Origin of the sequence: Herpetosiphon giganteus (genome assembly GCF_016907925.1) — a bacterium.
Classification (GTDB): Bacteria; Chloroflexota; Chloroflexia; order Chloroflexales; family Herpetosiphonaceae; genus Herpetosiphon; species Herpetosiphon giganteus.
This window is the reverse complement of record NZ_JAFBCZ010000013.1, coordinates 69,234-86,349: the sequence shown is the minus strand read 5'-3', so window position 1 is coordinate 86,349 and position 17,116 is coordinate 69,234. Positions and strand designations below refer to the sequence as shown.

Genomic DNA, 17,116 nt, shown 5'->3' with positions numbered 1-17,116 from the left:
CCAGCCTAAAAGCCTTCTAAGGAGGCCATTCAATGAAAAAATGGTTGAATAACATAGGCGTGAGCATGCTTGACCTAGTCATCTTTGTGCCATTTGCCTTGGTTTACACCATCTTTGGCGCAATCTGGACCACCAGCAGTGGCCCATACATGGCTGGCGATTTTGCTACAACGCTGCAAGAGAAAAAAGATATTATGTACTACTTGCTATGGGCTTGTGCAATCGGCTATGCCGTATTGGCCAATACCATTGCTTTGTGGGGCAAAGCTGCTCGCGGTGGCTTGATTGCGTTCGTCGTTACCTTGGTGGTGATGGTTGCAGCCTTCTTTGGTTTGACCTTCGGGACCCAAGCCTTATCGAATACGCTGCCAGCTTCGACCAAAGTGTTGAGCATCGCAATTGGCGATATTTTGGTCTTGTTGCCAGTCGTCACGGCCACAATCTTCTTCTTTATCGCTTGGATTGTGACGGGCTTTAGCAATCACTTGCGCGGCCAACCAGTTGCGCAAGGCTTTGTGCGCTTGGGCGTAGCCTTGATGGTTATTCCAGTTATCCAGTTCTTGGTGATTGTGTTCTTGCCACGCTGGGACGACGAAGTGCGCGGGGTTGTGTTTGTGCACGCTATGAGCTTGGGTTTGCTCTGGGGCTTGTTCCTCGGCGGTGGGCTTGGCTCGAACTTGCGCAAGCGCAGCGAAACACCCGCAACCGTCTAATATTAGTTGCTCGTTAGCATAAACCCCCTTGGATGTTTGTTCATCCAAGGGGGTTTTGGGTTAATTTGGACTTGCATCAAGCAGGTAGAATAATGCATAATATGCAATATTCTGCATAGAGTTCGTACTGGAGGAGCCATGCCCACGATCGATTACACGCGTTATTATCGTTTTGACGAGTTGGTGGCAGCCTTAGAAGGTTTTGCTGCCGAATATCCCCAACTGATTAGCTTGCAATCAATTGGCAAAAGCTACGAAGGCCGCGATTTATGGCTGGCAACCCTCACCAACGATGCCACTGGCGCGGCCCGCGAGAAGCCAGCGTTTTGGGTCGATGCTAATATTCACGCCAGCGAAGTGACTGGCGCAATGGCTGGTTTGCACTTGATCGATACCCTGCTCAAGGGCTATGGCAACGATCCTGAATGCACGCGTTTGCTGGATCGAACGACCTTCTACGTTTTGCCGCGCTTCAATCCCGATGGAGCCGAACGAGCCTTGACAACACCCTACGTTGTGCGTTCGAGCGTGCGACCTTATCCGTATGCTGAGCGTGTCGATGGCCTCTATCAAGAGGACATCAACAACGATGGTATTATTCTGCAAATGCGCTTGGTTGATCCCAATGGCGATTGGCGGGTTTCCGAGCACGATCCACGGGTGATGGTCAAACGCAAGCCCTATGAAATTGGCGGCACATACTATCGAATTTTGCCCGAGGGCTTGATTCAAAATTACGATGGAGTCAATATCAAGCTCAGCCGCTCGATTGAAGGCTTGGATATTAATCGTAATTTTCCCATCGATTGGCGACCAGAAGCCGAGCAATATGGCGCTGGGCCGTATCCAACCTCCGAGCCAGAAATTCGCGCTGTGGTGCAATTTATTGTTGATCATCCCGAAATTCATAGCGGCCTGACCTACCACACCTATTCTGGCGTGCTGTTGCGGCCCTACGGCGACCGCGCCGACGATCAGATGAACATCCACGATCTGGATGTGTTCAAGGCCTTGGGCAAGCGTGGCACCGAAATTACGGGCTGGCCGAGTGTTTCTGTCTACCACGATTTTCGCTATCACCCCAAAGATGTGATTACCGGGGTGTTTGATGATTGGGTCTACGATCATTTGGGCATGTTTGCTTGGACAGTTGAATTTTGGGATTTGGTTGGTTCGGCGGGAATCAAGGATCGCAAATTTATCGAATGGTTCAAAGAACACCCCGAAGAAGACGATCTGAAAATTATGCAATGGGTAGATGAGCATGGCGAAGGTTTGTGCTTCTACGATTGGACTCCGTTTGAGCATCCACAGCTTGGCGCGGTTGAAATTGGCGGCTGGCATCCGATGTTTGCCTTCCGCAACCCGCCACCAGCCAAATTGCTCGAAACAATTGCCCCTGTGACCCAATTTGCCTTGGAGCACGCCGCGATTGCGCCATTCACCACGATTAGCAGTTTTGAGCTTGAAAGCTTGGGCGATAATGTCTATCGCTTGCAGGCTGTGGTGCAAAATGAGGGCTATTTGCCAAGCTATGGCTCGCAAAAAGGCCGCGAACGCAAAGCCACCCTGCCACTTGAGGCGCTGTTGAAATTGCCCGAAGGCGCAAGCCTCAAGCTGGGCCAAGCCAAAACCACGATTGGCGATTTGGAAGGCCGTTCGGGGCGGGTTTCGTTCTTTGGATTCAGCAATGGCTCAACCACTGATCGTGCCAAAGTTGAGTGGGTGGTGCATGTGCCCAATCCTGGGGTGATTGAATTGACCGTTCAGGGCGGACGTGGCGGGATTGCCCGCGCCAAGCTCGAACTCTAAAATTTTGCAGGTTTAGCCGCTAGCAGCCTTGGCTGTTAGCGGTTTTTTTAATTCCTTCAGCAATAGAATGCGGTTATTGTTGCGATTGAGATTCATTGGCAGCAAACTAGCTTATAATCATATCTCACTTTAATCATCAATAAAGGGCTTGTCATGGCTTCAGATTCAACGACTCCGCGCCAACCATCGGCGTTGGTTGCTTTACGCCATCGCGATTATCGGCTGCTCTGGAGCGGTCAGCTAATTTCAATTGCTGGCTCGCAGATGCACACATTGGCTTTGCATCTTCAAGTCTATAATTTGGCCAAAGCAATTCCTGGGGCAGATCCGGCGATTTTTCTGGGATTAATTGGCCTGTTTCAATTTATACCGCTGATTTTGTTGGCCTTGCGGGCGGGCTTATTGGCTGATCGGGTTGATCGACGGCGCTTGATGATGATTACCCAAAGCATTCTGATGGGTTTATCGTTGGTGTTGGCGGTTTTATCGTGGCTTGAATTGATTAATTTATGGCTGCTGTATGGGATTATGATTATCTTTTTCAGCGCCAAAACCTTCGATTTACCTGCACGCCAAGCGCTGATTCCACGTTTGGTGCCGCGTGAAGTGCTGCCAACAGCATTAAGCCTAAACATGATTGCTTGGCAAATTGGCAATATTGCAGGCCCTGCCTTGGGTGGTTGGTTTGTGACCCATTCGATTGCCTTGGTCTATTTGATCGATGCTGTAAGCTATGGCGCGGTGGTTTTGAGCTTGTGGCAAATGCGTGGCAATTATGCGCCAACCGAAGTTAAGCCTGTGGTCAAAGGCTCGGTTTGGGAAGGCTTACGCTTTGTTAGCCGCACGCCGATTATTTGGTCGACGATGGTGCTTGATTTTGTCGCGACCTTCTGTGGCGCGGCAACGACGCTCTTGCCCTTATTTGCCGACCAAGTATTGAAAGTTGATGCAAAAGCCTTGGGCTTGATGTATTCAGCGCCAGCCATCGGTGCGTTGGTGGCAGCGCTGGCAATGTCGTGGTTTGGCAACCCGCGTCGCCAAGGCATGGTCGTGGTGGTTTCGGTCGTGTTGTATGGGCTGGCGACCATGGTCTTTGGGCTAGCGCCAAGTTTACCGATTGCGCTCTTGGGCTTGGCAGGCACTGGTGCTGCCGATACAGTTAGCGCTGTGTTGCGCGGCACGATTCGCCAATTGAACACTCCGGATGAATTGCGTGGGCGGTCTACCTCGGCCAATATGTTGTTTTTTCAAGGCGGGCCGCTGCTTGGCGAAGTTGAGGCTGGCTTTGTGGCAAGTAAAATTGGAGCGCCAGCAGCAATTGCGTTTGGCGGTGCAATTTGCGTTACAGCAGCAATTATTATTGCCTTTCGCACTCCCAGCCTGCGAGCGTATGATCGGTGAATTGAAGGATGAAGGATGAAGGATGAAGTCAAAAAGAACATAGAACAGAGAGCAAAGAACATAGGGGTCGGGTGAGGGAATCTATCCAATTTAAACAAAAACTCCCTTGCCCAGTTTGTCGGGCAAGGGAGTTTGCAAGTTAGCGGTTTTTGGCCCATTTACGGTCGCGGCGGCGTTCGTCGGTGTTGAGGATACGCTTGCGCAGCCGGAAATGCAGCGGAGTTACTTCGAGCAATTCATCGTCGGCGAGGTATTCAATACAATCATCGAGCGACATGTTGCGTGGCACGTCGAGGCGCAAGGCATCGTCGGCACCTGATGAACGCATATTGGTCAATTGCTTTTTCTTACAGGCATTGACTTCGAGGTCTTCATCACGAATGTGTTGACCAATGATCATACCTTCGTAGACATCCACCCCTGAGCCAACGAACAACTGGCCGCGTTCTTGGGCGCTCGACAAGCCGTAGCTACTGGTCACGCCTTGTTCCCAAGCAATCAACGAGCCAAATTGGCGGGTTTGCACATCGCCAGCGTAGGGTTGATAGCCAGCAAACAAGCTGTTCATAATGCCTGTGCCCCGGGTAGCGGTGAGCAATTGTTGGCGGAAGCCCAACAAACCACGGGTTGGCACGTGATAGACGAATTTCACTGAACCTGAATCGCTAACACTCATATCGCGCATGGTGCCACGGCGCAAGCCCATCAATTCGACCACCGAGCCTTGATAATCGGAATCAACTTCGATTTCGACCAGTTCATATGGCTCGTGGCGTGCGCCATCAATCTCTTTATAAATCACTTCTGCTTTGGAAACTTGGAACTCGTAGCCTTCGCGGCGCATATTTTCGATCAAAATTGCCAAGTGCAACTCGCCGCGACCGCTGACGCGGAAGGTATCGGCGTTGTCGGTATCTTCGACCTTCAAAGCCACGTCGCGCTCGGTTTCGCCATACAAGCGTTCGCGAATCTTCCGTGAGGTGACCAATTTGCCTTCGCGCCCGCTGAAGGGGCTGGTATTCACACCGAAGGTCATCTGAACCGTTGGTTCTTCAACCTTGATTGGTGGCAAAGCAACTGGATTGTCTTTATCGGCAATCGTATCGCCAATGCCTGCATCGTTAATCCCCGTCATGGCGACAATATCGCCAGCGGTAATTTCTTCGACTTCGACCCGATCCATGCCATAGTGGGTGAAAACTTGGACCACTTTGGCAGCTTTGGGGTCTTTGCCGGCGGGGATGTGGGCAACCGCTTGGCCTTTGCGAATTGTGCCGCTGTTCAAGCGGCCAATGATGATTTTGCCTTTGTAATCATCGTACATTGTTGCGGTGACCAGCAATTGGGGCGGGCCATTGACATCAACATCAGGCGCTGGCACATATTGCAAAATCGTTTCAAATAATGGAATCAACGAATCTTGCATGGCGTGGGGGTCGTGGCCAGCGGTGCCGGCCATCCCGCTTGCATACACAATTGGGAATTCGGCTTGTTCTTCGGTTGCGCCCAAATCGATAAACAAATCGAAGGTTTCATTGACGGCATAATTTGGGCGAGCGCTTGGGCGATCGACCTTATTGACGACGACAATTGCGCGATGGCCTTGTTCGAGAGCTTTGCGCAGCACGAACTTGGTTTGGGGCATAGGGCCTTCAACCGCATCGACCAACAGCAACACGCCATCGACCATGTTCAAAACCCGCTCGACTTCGCCGCCGAAATCGGCGTGACCTGGGGTATCGACGATATTAATCCGTACGCCATTGTATTCAACAGCGGTATTTTTGGCCATAATCGTGATCCCACGTTCGCGTTCGATGGCGTTGGAGTCCATCACCCGTTCAGCGACTTGTTGGTTTTCACGGAAAATCCGACTTTGCTTCAACATGGCATCAACCAAGGTCGTCTTGCCGTGGTCAACGTGGGCAATAATTGCGATATTGCGTAAATCAGTTCGTTGCATAACACACCAAAAACCTCGACCACAGGGGCCGAGGTAGCTCATTCAAACGTCAGCATGGCTATTGTACCACACGTTGTTTCGTTAATTCGTTCGCAAGGTCTGGTTGCGATACTGCAATTACAACAACACAACCCGTGCCAATCGGTGAAACAAACTCGGCGGGCTAACCCAGCCCGCCGCCCGAGCGGCTCTCCGCGACCGCCCAGACCTACCTTCATGTCTCCAACACCAAAGTAGGCAGCACCTGTTTTTCCTGCAATAAGCATACCGCTAACTACTTGCTTTGTGATCAGTTCTAAGTCTGATTTGTCTGGTGTTTGATTTGCAGCATAACTTTCAGTAAGCGTTCACGATCCCACAACACAACTTCGTTGGCTTTGGCTAAAATCTGGGCTTGCTTGGTGTAGTGGCTATTGGTTATGACGATTGCGCCTTGGCAGCTGTACATTTTTTTGGCGGCAACAGCTTCTTGAATCGCCTTAACGCCAACATTTTTGCTGTAGCGTTTGGCTTGGATGATCGTCCGAGTTTGGTCTTTTTTGATTACTAAATCAGCGCCATAATCGCCAGCTTTGCCTGTATGCTCAATGTGGTAGCCATATTGCCGAAAGACCAGGCCAAGAAAATGTTCAAATTGTGTACCAGTCATACGATCGACATCGAGAATTCCAGAACGTAATAAGCGTCTGCGACGAATAAATTTTTCGAGTACGCTGACAATAATTGATAGGATAATGATTCCTGCTGAAATAATGAGCAGCCAGCGGCCAAAGGTATTCCATGATTCTGGAAATAGATTCATCGTGATCATAACTCCTTAGCTGAGATAGAATTTATTCCTGCTGGCCGCTACTGACTGGGGAATCAAGGTATTTTCAGCTCCCTGCATTCAAAGGACTATTGCGGACATTAATGAGTTGATCAATGTGACAATCGGTGGTATAGTACGGAAGCTTCTTGATTGATAGGTTGGTTTCGTCACCTCCTATCAACTAAGGAGCTTTTGTTTGTCTTTTCGTTTAATCCTCGCTTGTATATTCTATGCTCTTTGTTCTTTAAGTGTTGTAGCCACAGATGGGCATAGATTGGATTATTGTTCCAAGCGCCTCATGCCATCAACTCATAGCCATTATTGCTCTGCGTCTCTGCGTTAAAATCCTGACCCCTAGCCCCTTTTGCCTTTTGCTTTGGTCTTCATCCTTCATCCTTCATCCTTTTCTTTGTTCTATGTTCTTCGGGTGTTGTAGCCAAACACGCGCAATTGCTGCTCGCCTTCGTGAATAATCCCCTCGAAATGCATGCCAATTCGTTCAAGGACTTTGATTGATTGTTTATTTTCAAGATGGGTAGTGGCGATGATGCGCGGCAATTTGAGGGTTGTAATTGCATAATTCAAGAGAGCTTGGGCAACTTCGCTTGCATAGCCCTGGCCCCAATATTCGGGCAAAAAGGCGTAGCCAAGGTCAATTTCGGCTTCTGGGGTGCGTTTGATCAAGCCTGCCATACCAATCAACGTGCCGGCTAATTCCACGCCACATAAGCCAACTCCATAGCGTTGATACATAGCCATGGGGCCACTGCTGATGTAGGTTTCTGCATCATTCAAGGTGTGCACGTTGCGATTGCCAATCCATTGGAGCCATGAGGGTTGATTGACCAGCTGCATCACAAACGGGCCATCGGCCAAGGTAAACTGGCGAATGACTAAACGGGCTGTGCGAATTGTTTGCATAAAACGCTCTCTTTTCTTAGTGGTGGTAAGATTTAATAGACTAAATCCAGATTGTGCTTGCTTGCAGTGAATTACTTGGTGATCACCACCCTTCCGTCCCGCCTCAAGGCGGGAAACGCAGGGGGGGTTCATCCTCCTGCACCCCCTAAAGGACATTGAATGGAATGGCATTGATTGAGCGATGAATCAGTTGTTCCTTGGTTCGCTGTCTAGCCCTGTTGCTATGCAGACGAGAAGTGTAGTTATCGAAGCACACTCTTTTTTTAGTGGTTATGAGTGCATCGAGCGGTAAACCGCCAAGTGTTGTTGGGCAATGCTGGCTTGGGTATAGTGGCTCAAGGCACGTTGGCGGCCAGCTTCGGCGATGGTTTGGCGATAGGCTTCATCGCTATAGAGTTTGTGAATTGCCTCAGCCAAGGCAGCTACATCGCCTTCGGGAAATACGATACCTGCGGTATCGATCACATGCGGAATTTCGCCCGAATTCGAGCCAATCACTGGGACGCGACAAGCCATTGCCTCGATCAACACCCGCCCAAATTGTTCTTTCCAATTGGAAGTGGTTCGCGAGGGCAGCACATAGGCATGGACGCTGCGCATCGCGTCGGGCATAGCGCTCGATGGAATTAATGGCTCAAGCGTGACCCGCCCAGCTAGCGGCGCTTTGGCGATCCGTTGCTCGACTTGGGCGCTCAAATCGCCCTTGCCAATCAGGCGACAATGAATCTCGCTGGGCAGTTGTTCGAGCGCATCAAGTAAATCGAGCACACCTTTGGAGCGCATCAAACGCCCAAAAAAGCCGATTACAAAGGGCTGTTTGGGCAATGGCTCTAGCGCTGGGGTAAAAATCTTTTCATCGACTCCAAATTGCGGAATCACGCTGATTGGGCCAGTATAGCCATGATCGCGAATGAGTTGCTTGGCCAAGTGATTGCCAGCAATCGCATGGGCTGCATGGCGATAGCTATAGCGCTCGAAGAAACTAAATGGCGGTGGATAGCGCCGCGCCACATCTGCCCAATTGTAAAAACAGAGCTTGGCCTTGGTTTTGCGGGCATGCCAAAAAGCTTGGAAGGTGGCGAGATTGAAGGCTTCTTCATCAGCATGCAGAATATCTGGTTGCTCAGCGGCAATTAATTTGCCCAAGCCCTGCCACCAAAAGGTATGATGATGGCCGTTGTGGCCAAGCGGCACGATGTGCATGCGATAATTGCTCGCTTTTTGCAGCTCCAGCGGATATTCGCCAACGCCCGGCTCGATCCACACGGGCGGCACAATCGCAGTTAATTCAACATCTGGCTCAGCCGCAATCAATTCGAGCTTGCGGTGGTAGGTGGCGGCGGTCAGAGCTTTGGAGATAATTAAAATTTTCATGGCAACCAAGGCTTCAATAATCACGAAGGACGCAAAGCAGCAAAATTGATGCTTTGTGTCCTTCGTACGCTGATTCAGCGAAGTTTAATTTTAGAGGTGGAGTGTGCCATCAAGCAGCGCATGGCCAGCTTCGTGCATCGCTTCGTACAAGGTTGGGTGAGCGTGAATCGTCGCTAACAACGATTCGACAGTGGCTTCGTGGCTCAAGGCCAATCCGCCCTCTGCAACCAATTCGGTTACTCGTGGCCCAATCAAGTGGAAGCCAAGAATCTCGCCATACTCTGCATCGGCAACGATTTTGACAAAGCCATCGCGATTGCCGATTGCCGTGGCTTTGCCAACCGCAGCAAATGGGAACTTGCCAACTTTGACATTGTAGCCGCGTTCTTTGGCTTGGGCTTCGGTTAAGCCAACGTGGGCAACTTCTGGCGAGCAATAGACACAGCTTGGAATAATGTCGTAGTTGATTGGGTTGGTATGATGGCCAGCGATATGCTCAACCGCAATCACGCCTTCTGCTGAGGCAACGTGCGCCAGCCATGGCGTTGGCACAACATCGCCAATTGCATAAATATTGGCAATGTTGGTTTGCATGGTGGCGTTGACCGGAATATAGCCACGTTCGTCGGTTGTTACGCCAACGTCTTCGAGGCCAAGATTTTTGGTCAACGGTGCGCGGCCAGTGCCAATCAACACATAATCGGCTTCCAACGTTTGCTCTTTGCCATCTGGGCCTTCAAAGACCACGCTTGCACCATCGGCGCGCTTGTTGACGGCCTTGGTTTTCGAGCCCGTGTAGAGCTTGATGCCGCGTTTGGTGAAGGCTTTGGCCAATTCTGCCGAAATTTCTTCATCTTCGGTGGCAACGATCCGTGGCAACATTTCGATAATGCTGACTTGTGCGCCAAAGGTACGATACATCGAGGCAAATTCGCAGCCGATGATCCCGCCGCCGATAACCACCAAATGTTTTGGTACTTCGGGCAAGCTCAACGCGCCAGTGCTCGAAACGATTCGTTGCTCATCGAAGGGCGCAAATGGCAAGGCACGCGGAGTTGAGCCAACCGCCAAAATCACATTCTTGGTTTCGATGACGGTTTCATTGCCATCGTCGCCTTTAACTGCAACTTTGTTGGTGCCAGCTAAGCGACCAAAACCACGATAGAGATCGATTTTTTTCTTTTTGAATAAGCCTTCGAGGCCGGTGCGCATGGTTTTGACCACTTTTTCTTTGTGGCCCATGGCCCCTTTGAGGTCGAACGAAACCTCGCCAGTGATTACGCCAAACTTCTTGCCTTCTTTGGTTTCTTCCAGCACATCGGCGCAGTGCAACAGCGATTTGGTGGGAATACAACCAATATTTAAACAGACACCGCCGACTTGTTCTTTTTCGACGACAGCGACTTTTAAGCCCAATTGGACAGCACGCAAGGCAGCAACTTCGCCGCCTGGCCCTGAACCAATAATCACAACATCATATTGAGCCATTGAAATATCAATCCTCCGTATGGTAGACGTTTTGTCCATTGTCTATGATAGCACAGCCACAGAGCAACCGAAGTATGAAGGATGAAGTAAAGTTAGAAGGCAAAAGTCAGAAGGCAAAAAGAACAGAGAACATAGGGGAGAAAGGATGAAGGATGAAGGAAAGTCAGAAGGCAAAAGGCAAAAGGCAAAAAGAACAGAGAGCATAGAACAGAGAGCATAGAACATAAGAGTAGGGATCAGGGGCTAGGCTTCAGGGGTCAGTTTTAACGCAGAGGCGCAGAGCAACCGAAGGATGAGGGATGAGGGATGAGGGATGAGGGATGAGGGATGAGGGATGAGGGATGAAATGCGCCCGGCGCTGGACCAGCAGAAGAATAATCCCAATAATCTGTGCCAATCTGTGGCGAAAAAACGTCCTTCGCGATCTTCGCGGTTTCCCTCCTTCGTGCCCTTCGTGTCCTTCGTGGATCAAAACCTTATGCTAGTGTTTCGTTAATCCTTGTAAAATCGCCCATAGATTGGCTAAAGCTGTGGTGTATAATTTTCGATAGCATTAAGTACGGGTGGTGAGGCAACGATGCCAAAAATTGTGCCTGGGTATCACATTACAACCTCTGCCCAAATTCGGGCAATCGAGCAACGAGCTGTTGATCAAGGCGCGACATGGCCTGGTTTGATGGCCGAAGTTGCGCAGGCTATGGCTGATGTTGCCTTAGCGATCATCGCCAAGCAGCTACAGCCAGCTGTTTTGGTCTTGGTTGGTGCTGGCAATAATGGCGGCGATGCTTTGGTGATTGCGCGGCATATCAAAGAAGCTGGTTATCCAATTAGCTGCTACTTGTACAAGCGCAAACCTCAAGCAGATGATTGGCCGTTTGCCGCCGCTCAGGGCGAAGCAATTCCGCTGCTCTTTGCTACTAACGACCCTGAAAACCAAGAGCTTCAGCACTTGCTTCGAAGTAGCACATTTGTGATTGATGGCCTGTTTGGAATTGGCCTGAGTCGCCCATTGGCGGCTGATGTGGCGCAGATTATTAGCTTGGTGAATGCCAGCAAAGTGCCTGTTTTGGCCGTCGATGTGCCTTCGGGCCTCGATGCCGACACTGGCAAAATTTGGGGCACAATCATCAATGCAAGCTATACGCTGGCGGCTGGGCTAACCAAACGCGGCCATCATCTCTACCCAGGCGCGGCCTATGTTGGCAAGCTTGGCATCGCCGCATTTACCCTACCAGATTCTATGGAGGAGCCGATGACTACAACTGAACTGAATCTTGCGACAATCCGTTCGCTGGTGCCGGCCCGTCCGGTTGATGGCCATAAAGATACTTTCGGGCGCGTGATGGTTGTGGCTGGCTCGTATCTTTATCCTGGCGCAGCTTGGCTTTCAGCCACTGCCGCCGCTCGTTCGGGCGCTGGAGTGGTGACGTTGGCTTGCCCACGCTCGATTTATGGCAGCACCGCCGCGCATCTCCACGAAGTAACTTATTTGCCCTTACCTGAAGTTGAGCCAGGCGAATTGACCGAGGCCGCCGCCAAACTGGTGCACGAAAAATTAGCCAAATATAAAGCCTTGTTGGTTGGCCCCGGCCTTGGCACCGAAAGTGGCACAGGCGATTTTCTACGGGCCTTAATTGGCTTGGCTTCCAGCAAGCGCCGCTTGGGCGTAGGCTTTCTTGGCTCGAACGAGCTTGAAATTCCAGCAAAACGCAAAGGCGGCGTTGGCTTTGGCTTGGCTGCACGGCCCAAAGAAGAAGCTAAAGCCGAAGAAGATGGCCCAATAGTCTTGCCACCACTAGTAATCGATGCAGATGGCTTGAATATTTTAGCCACAATTGAAAACTGGCAAGAAAAATTGCGCGATCAGCCGGTTGTGCTCACGCCACACATTGGCGAGATGGCGCGCTTGCTTGGCGAAGAAACCTTGGGCGAAGATCATCCGCAAATTGCGCTTGAAGCAGCAGCCCGCTGGGGCGTGACCGTGGTGCTGAAATCGGCGCACACGATTATTGCTAGCCCCGATGGCAGCTTGGCCTTGCATGGTTTGGCTAACCCTGCGTTGGCAACCGCCGGATCTGGTGATATTCTTGCAGGACTCACCGCTGGTTTGTTGGCTCAAGGCTTAGCGCCATTTGAAGCCGCCCAGCTCGCGGTTGGGGTGCATGGCGTTGCTGGCGCATTAGTTCGCGAAGAATTAGGCGAACGCGGCACCATTGCAAGCGATATTCTTAATCGCCTGCCCTTGGCATGGCGCAAACTTACAGAAGGCGGAAAACAATAATGCGTGCGGTTGATCTGATTATTAAAAAACGCAATGGAGCACAGCTCTCAACCGAAGAAATTCAATGGCTGATCAAGGGCTATACTGATGGCAGCGTGCCTGATTATCAGATGGCTGCTTGGGCCATGGCGGTTGTGCTCAAAGGCATGGACGATCGCGAAACCACCGATTTGACCCTTGCCATGGCCGCTTCTGGCGATCAGCTTGATTTGCGTGATTTTGCGCCCGCTGCGGTCGATAAGCACTCGACGGGCGGGGTTGGCGATAAAACGAGCCTTGTTTTGGGGCCAATGTTGGCCGCAGTTGGCTTGCAAGTTGCCAAAATGTCTGGGCGCGGCTTGGGCTTTTCGGGAGGCACGCTCGATAAACTTGAGGCCATCCCCAACATGCGCATCGACTTGAGCGAAGCAGAGTTTCGCCATGCGATGCGTGACATTGGCATGGTGATTATGGGCCAAACTGCCGACCTCGCACCAGCCGATAAAAAGCTCTACGCCTTGCGCGATGTAACGGGTACAGTCGAATGTATTCCGTTGATCGCCGCCAGCATCATGAGCAAAAAATTGGCTGCTGGAGCCAAAAGTATCGTCCTCGATGTTAAGGTTGGGGCCGGGGCGTTTATGAAAACCCTCGATCAAGCTCGTGATTTGGCGCAAACGATGGTGCGGATCGGCCAATTGTCTGGGCGCAATGTCGCTGCGATTCTTTCATCGATGGAGCAACCCTTGGGCTTGACGATTGGCAATGCGTTGGAAGTGCGCGAAGCGATCGAAACCTTGCAAGGCCACGGCCCCAGCGATTTGGTTGAGGTTTGTTTGACCCTTGGCTCGCATTTGTTAGTTTTGGCTGGCAAGGCTCAAAATCTCGACGAAGCGCGCCAACAGCTGCAAGCCAGCTTGGATAACGGTCAAGCCTGGGCCAAATTCCGCGAGTTTGTTGCGCAGCAAGGTGGCGATCTGGCGGCGGTTGATCAACCAGCAAGCTTGCCAGTTGCGCCAATTCAAATCGATTTGCTGGCCGAGAGCAGCGGTTTTGTCCAACGCATCGATGCCGAAACCTGTGGAGTGGTAGCAACCGAGCTTGGGGCTGGCCGCGCGCGCAAAGAAGATGCAATCGATCCAGCGGTGGGTTTGGTGCTCAAGCGCAAAGTTGGCGAGCCAGTTCAAGCAGGCGAAGCCCTGTTGACGGTGCATGCTGCCAACAACGAGCGCGCCGAAATTGCTTTGGCGGCGCTCAAATCGGCGATTAGCATTAGCCCAACCTCGGTAGCAGCCCTGCCGTTGGTCTTTGAAAGCGTTGCCTAACTTCAAGCGATGCTGATTCTGCGTTGCTAGCGTTTTAGGCGCTAGCAACGCATTTTTTGTGGGTTTCGGCCTACGGCGTGGTATAATTATTAACGAAAATATGTGCTAGCGCGAGCAATGCTTGCAATAGCAATCGGGTTTTGGGTTCTTGTTTTTGGCTGGGGATAATTATGATTCACCACCCTTCCGTCCCGCCTCAAGGCGGGAAACGCAGGGGGCTTTAATCCCCCTGCACCCCCTAAAGGGCAATTGGTGGTCGACAGACATCGCAAAAAGTATCAGAAATCGTTGCTCTGACAAGAACCCCTAAACCCTGCACTTGTGAAGCGTCAGTAACGAATGGGCTATCTAGGAAGGAAATCATGGCAGAAATACTATATTTAGGGCATTCCAGCGTGCGGATTCGCGGTCGTGAAGGCATTGTGGTGCTTGATCCCTGCGATCAATCGGTGGGCTTTGATATTGGCAAGCCAACTGCACAAATTGTGACGATCAGCCATCACAAAGCTGATCACAATTATGTTGAGGCCGTTAAGCCCTTGCGCGATACGCTGTTTGTGGCCGATGGGCCTGGCGAATACGAAGTGAGCGATATTTTAATTCGTGGTGTTCGCACGGCGCATATCGATAGCAAGGGCAACAAGCATGGCCATAACACAATATTTGTGATGTATATTGATGATGTTGCCTTTTGCCATTTGGGCGATTTGGGCCATGGCCTGACCGCCAGCCAGCTCGATGAAATTGGCGCTGTTGATGTGTTGTTCGTGCCCGTTGGCAACGGCAATCATGTGATCAAGCCCGATGGCATGGTCGAGATTATTGGCGAAATTGCGCCCAAAGTGGTTGTGCCGTTGTACAACGACAACCAACAACAACGCCTCGAAGCGCTCGATTTGGAGCCATTGAGCGTGTTTGTGCATCAGATGGGCTTGAAGGAATACGAAACCCTTGATAAAGTCACCTTCACGCCATCAACCCTGCCCCGCGAAGACGAAGAAACCAAAGTGGTGATTCTCAATCCAACCGGAATTGCCGTCTAATTTCACTCTATTTGATATATATCGTAGCCTGCTCTAAACCTTTGGAGCAGGCTTTTTTATTGATAAAAGTACTATATTAACCTAGCATTAAATTACCCTTGACATGCTTTGGGTTGGCTTGCTATAGTAGCTCTTGAGATATTGGCTGGCTTTAATCTTCGACAGTAGAGAGACTTCTATGTTCCCAATAAGGTATCGATTAATGATACTTTTACTGCTTAGCGTGGCCTTGCTTGGCTGCCAAGCCCGTTGGCAACCAAACCATGATGCGACGGTTGAATCAGCCTTGCGTGATCTCAGTAGCCTGTTGAGTCGCGCCGAGATTGAGCAGTTTATGGGCTTTGCAATTCCTGCTGAGGCAACGAATGTGCATACGCAAGGCGAAGCGGCCTTAGATACGATGGTGATTGCGCGCTTCGATTTGCCCGCTTCGGCATTGGATGCATGGTTGACGACCGTGCCGATTACCGAGGCGCTGCAACATACGCCTGATCTTTTTGCTAGTTTGCCAGCTCCATATCCAGAGGCAAAGCCATGGTGGCAGCTTGATACATTAAATCTGCAACCTGAACAATATCGCTATGGCTATCAATTTATCAATGGCAAAAGCTATCAAATCTTGGTAGTGCAACTACAGCCGAGCGATCAGCTGCTGACGATTTATCTGCAAGTGTTCAATACCTAATTATTTGGATGATTACCTGGCCATTTGGCGCAGCGATGCTGGTTAAGGGGGAGATGCATGAAATATCAGCGTTGGGGTTTGGGTTTGTGCCTGCTGATGTTGAGTAGTTGCAACCCTCAAACCGTAATCACCCCAATCCCAACCAGTATCCAGCCAATCGCAACGTTTAGGCCAACGCCAACGTTTGGCCTAAACCAAGAAAAAATCATTACGATTCCATTTGGAACTGATGATGGGATTGATCAACTATCGATTGGGGCTATTCCATCTCTCGCTGAGGATCTAGCGCAGACTCCTCATTTAATCAGGCTTGATCTCGGGTTCGATCAAGCTGCCTATCGCTATCGAATTACGACCCAACTGGGAAGCATAATCCCTGTTGCCAATTATCAAGTGCGTGCGATTGCCGTTGATTCGCAAAAGGTGACAGTTGGCGTAACCAAACTTGCCGATCAGCCGCCAGCGTTGCCTAGCGATCAAAAATCGCAAGAAACAATTAAGTTCTTGCCACTCAATGCCTATGCTGGCACAACTGATCTGGATCTACACCCAACCAATTGGCAACTTGATCCAAGCACCAACCAACCACATGTTGATTTACGGGCAACAACACCTGAGACGCTCGGCAACGCTGCCGAACATTTCAACATGCTTGTGATGGTTGGCGATGAAGTGCGCTATCAAGGCTTCATGATTCGGGTGATTGCGTTTCCCGAAACGAGCGCTGGCTTGTTTGTCTTTGGCATTCGTCCAGCAGAATAGAGTTTGTATGCAGCCGATAAATCGCCGATTAATGATACTTTTACTGCTTAGCGTGGCCTTGCTTGGCTGCCAGTCTCGTGCGCAACCAACCCATGATGCGACGGTTGAATCAGCCTTGCGTGATTTGAGTAGCCCGTTGAATTGCGCCGAGATTGAGCAATTTATGGGCTTTGCGATTCCTGCTGAGGCAACGAATGTGCATACGCAAGGCGAAGCGGCCTTAGATACGATGGTGATTGCGCGCTTCGATTTGCCCGCCTCGGCATTGGATGCATGGCTGACAAATGTGCCGATTACCGAGGTGCTTCACACCAAAGAAACCCTCTTTGCAACCCAACATGCACCGTATCCTGAAGCTGAGGCTTGGTGGCAGCTTGATACATTAAATCTGCAACCTGAACAATATCGCTATGTCTATCAATTTGTTAATGGCAAAAGCTACAAAATCTTGGTGGTGCAATTGCAGCCGAGCGATCAGCTGCTTACAATTTATCTGCAAGTGTTCAATACCTAAGCAAAAGTTGGCATTGCTTTGATATTTGGGAATCAATGTTTGAA

General features: G+C 50.6%; 14 protein-coding genes. 9 read left to right on the top strand and 5 right to left on the bottom strand.

Annotated elements, in window-relative coordinates:
- The first annotated feature begins 32 nt into the window (after window positions 1-32).
- From JOD20_RS13495 to JOD20_RS13485, 3 genes are all read left to right on the top strand, one after another.
- Window positions 33-713: a hypothetical protein gene (locus JOD20_RS13495; RefSeq protein ID WP_204755768.1), complete on the top strand. Its 681-nt coding sequence runs from the start codon at window positions 33-35 to the stop codon at window positions 711-713.
- A gap of 138 nt (window positions 714-851) precedes the next feature.
- A complete protein-coding gene (locus tag JOD20_RS13490) occupies window positions 852-2,525 on the top strand; it encodes a M14 family metallopeptidase (protein ID WP_204755766.1) in 1,674 nt (557 codons plus the stop codon).
- Between the two features lie 153 nt (window positions 2,526-2,678).
- A complete protein-coding gene (locus tag JOD20_RS13485) occupies window positions 2,679-3,926 on the top strand; it encodes an MFS transporter (RefSeq protein ID WP_204755765.1) in 1,248 nt (415 codons plus the stop codon).
- 139 nt (window positions 3,927-4,065) lie between these two features.
- Here the strand turns inward: JOD20_RS13485 and typA are convergent, their stop codons facing one another.
- The 5 genes from typA to lpdA form a co-directional block, all read right to left on the bottom strand.
- Window positions 4,066-5,889, bottom strand: coding sequence for a translational GTPase TypA (gene typA / locus JOD20_RS13480; RefSeq protein ID WP_204755764.1), 1,824 nt, complete (start codon window positions 5,887-5,889; stop codon window positions 4,066-4,068).
- 295 nt (window positions 5,890-6,184) lie between these two features.
- On the bottom strand, window positions 6,185-6,691 hold the full coding sequence (locus JOD20_RS13475) for a restriction endonuclease (RefSeq protein ID WP_204755763.1): 507 nt from the start codon (window positions 6,689-6,691) through the stop codon (window positions 6,185-6,187).
- 423 nt (window positions 6,692-7,114) lie between these two features.
- Window positions 7,115-7,621: a GNAT family N-acetyltransferase gene (locus JOD20_RS13470; protein WP_204755761.1), complete on the bottom strand. Its 507-nt coding sequence runs from the start codon at window positions 7,619-7,621 to the stop codon at window positions 7,115-7,117.
- Between the two features lie 270 nt (window positions 7,622-7,891).
- Complete coding sequence (locus JOD20_RS13465) at window positions 7,892-9,019, bottom strand: glycosyltransferase (protein ID WP_204755760.1); 1,128 nt, start codon at window positions 9,017-9,019, stop codon at window positions 7,892-7,894.
- A 66-nt stretch (window positions 9,020-9,085) separates the two neighbouring features.
- Window positions 9,086-10,483, bottom strand: coding sequence for a dihydrolipoyl dehydrogenase (gene lpdA / locus JOD20_RS13460; protein ID WP_204755758.1), 1,398 nt, complete (start codon window positions 10,481-10,483; stop codon window positions 9,086-9,088).
- 577 nt (window positions 10,484-11,060) lie between these two features.
- Between lpdA and JOD20_RS13455 the strand changes: the two genes are divergently transcribed.
- From JOD20_RS13455 to JOD20_RS13430, 6 genes are all read left to right on the top strand, one after another.
- A complete protein-coding gene (locus JOD20_RS13455) occupies window positions 11,061-12,764 on the top strand; it encodes an NAD(P)H-hydrate epimerase (RefSeq protein WP_204755757.1) in 1,704 nt (567 codons plus the stop codon).
- Entirely contained in the window at window positions 12,764-14,068 is a 1,305-nt protein-coding gene (locus tag JOD20_RS13450; RefSeq protein ID WP_204755756.1) for a pyrimidine-nucleoside phosphorylase, read from the top strand. The genes JOD20_RS13455 and JOD20_RS13450 overlap by 1 nt, the downstream gene beginning before the upstream one ends.
- A 362-nt stretch (window positions 14,069-14,430) precedes the next feature.
- Window positions 14,431-15,111: an MBL fold metallo-hydrolase gene (locus JOD20_RS13445; protein WP_204755755.1), complete on the top strand. Its 681-nt coding sequence runs from the start codon at window positions 14,431-14,433 to the stop codon at window positions 15,109-15,111.
- Window positions 15,112-15,313: 202 nt separating this feature from the next.
- Window positions 15,314-15,796, top strand: coding sequence for a hypothetical protein (locus JOD20_RS13440; protein ID WP_204755753.1), 483 nt, complete (start codon window positions 15,314-15,316; stop codon window positions 15,794-15,796).
- Window positions 15,797-15,853: 57 nt separating this feature from the next.
- Complete coding sequence (locus JOD20_RS13435; RefSeq protein ID WP_204755752.1) at window positions 15,854-16,558, top strand: hypothetical protein; 705 nt, start codon at window positions 15,854-15,856, stop codon at window positions 16,556-16,558.
- Window positions 16,559-16,565: 7 nt separating this feature from the next.
- Window positions 16,566-17,072, top strand: coding sequence for a hypothetical protein (locus tag JOD20_RS13430; protein ID WP_204755751.1), 507 nt, complete (start codon window positions 16,566-16,568; stop codon window positions 17,070-17,072).
- Window positions 17,073-17,116 lie beyond the last annotated feature (44 nt).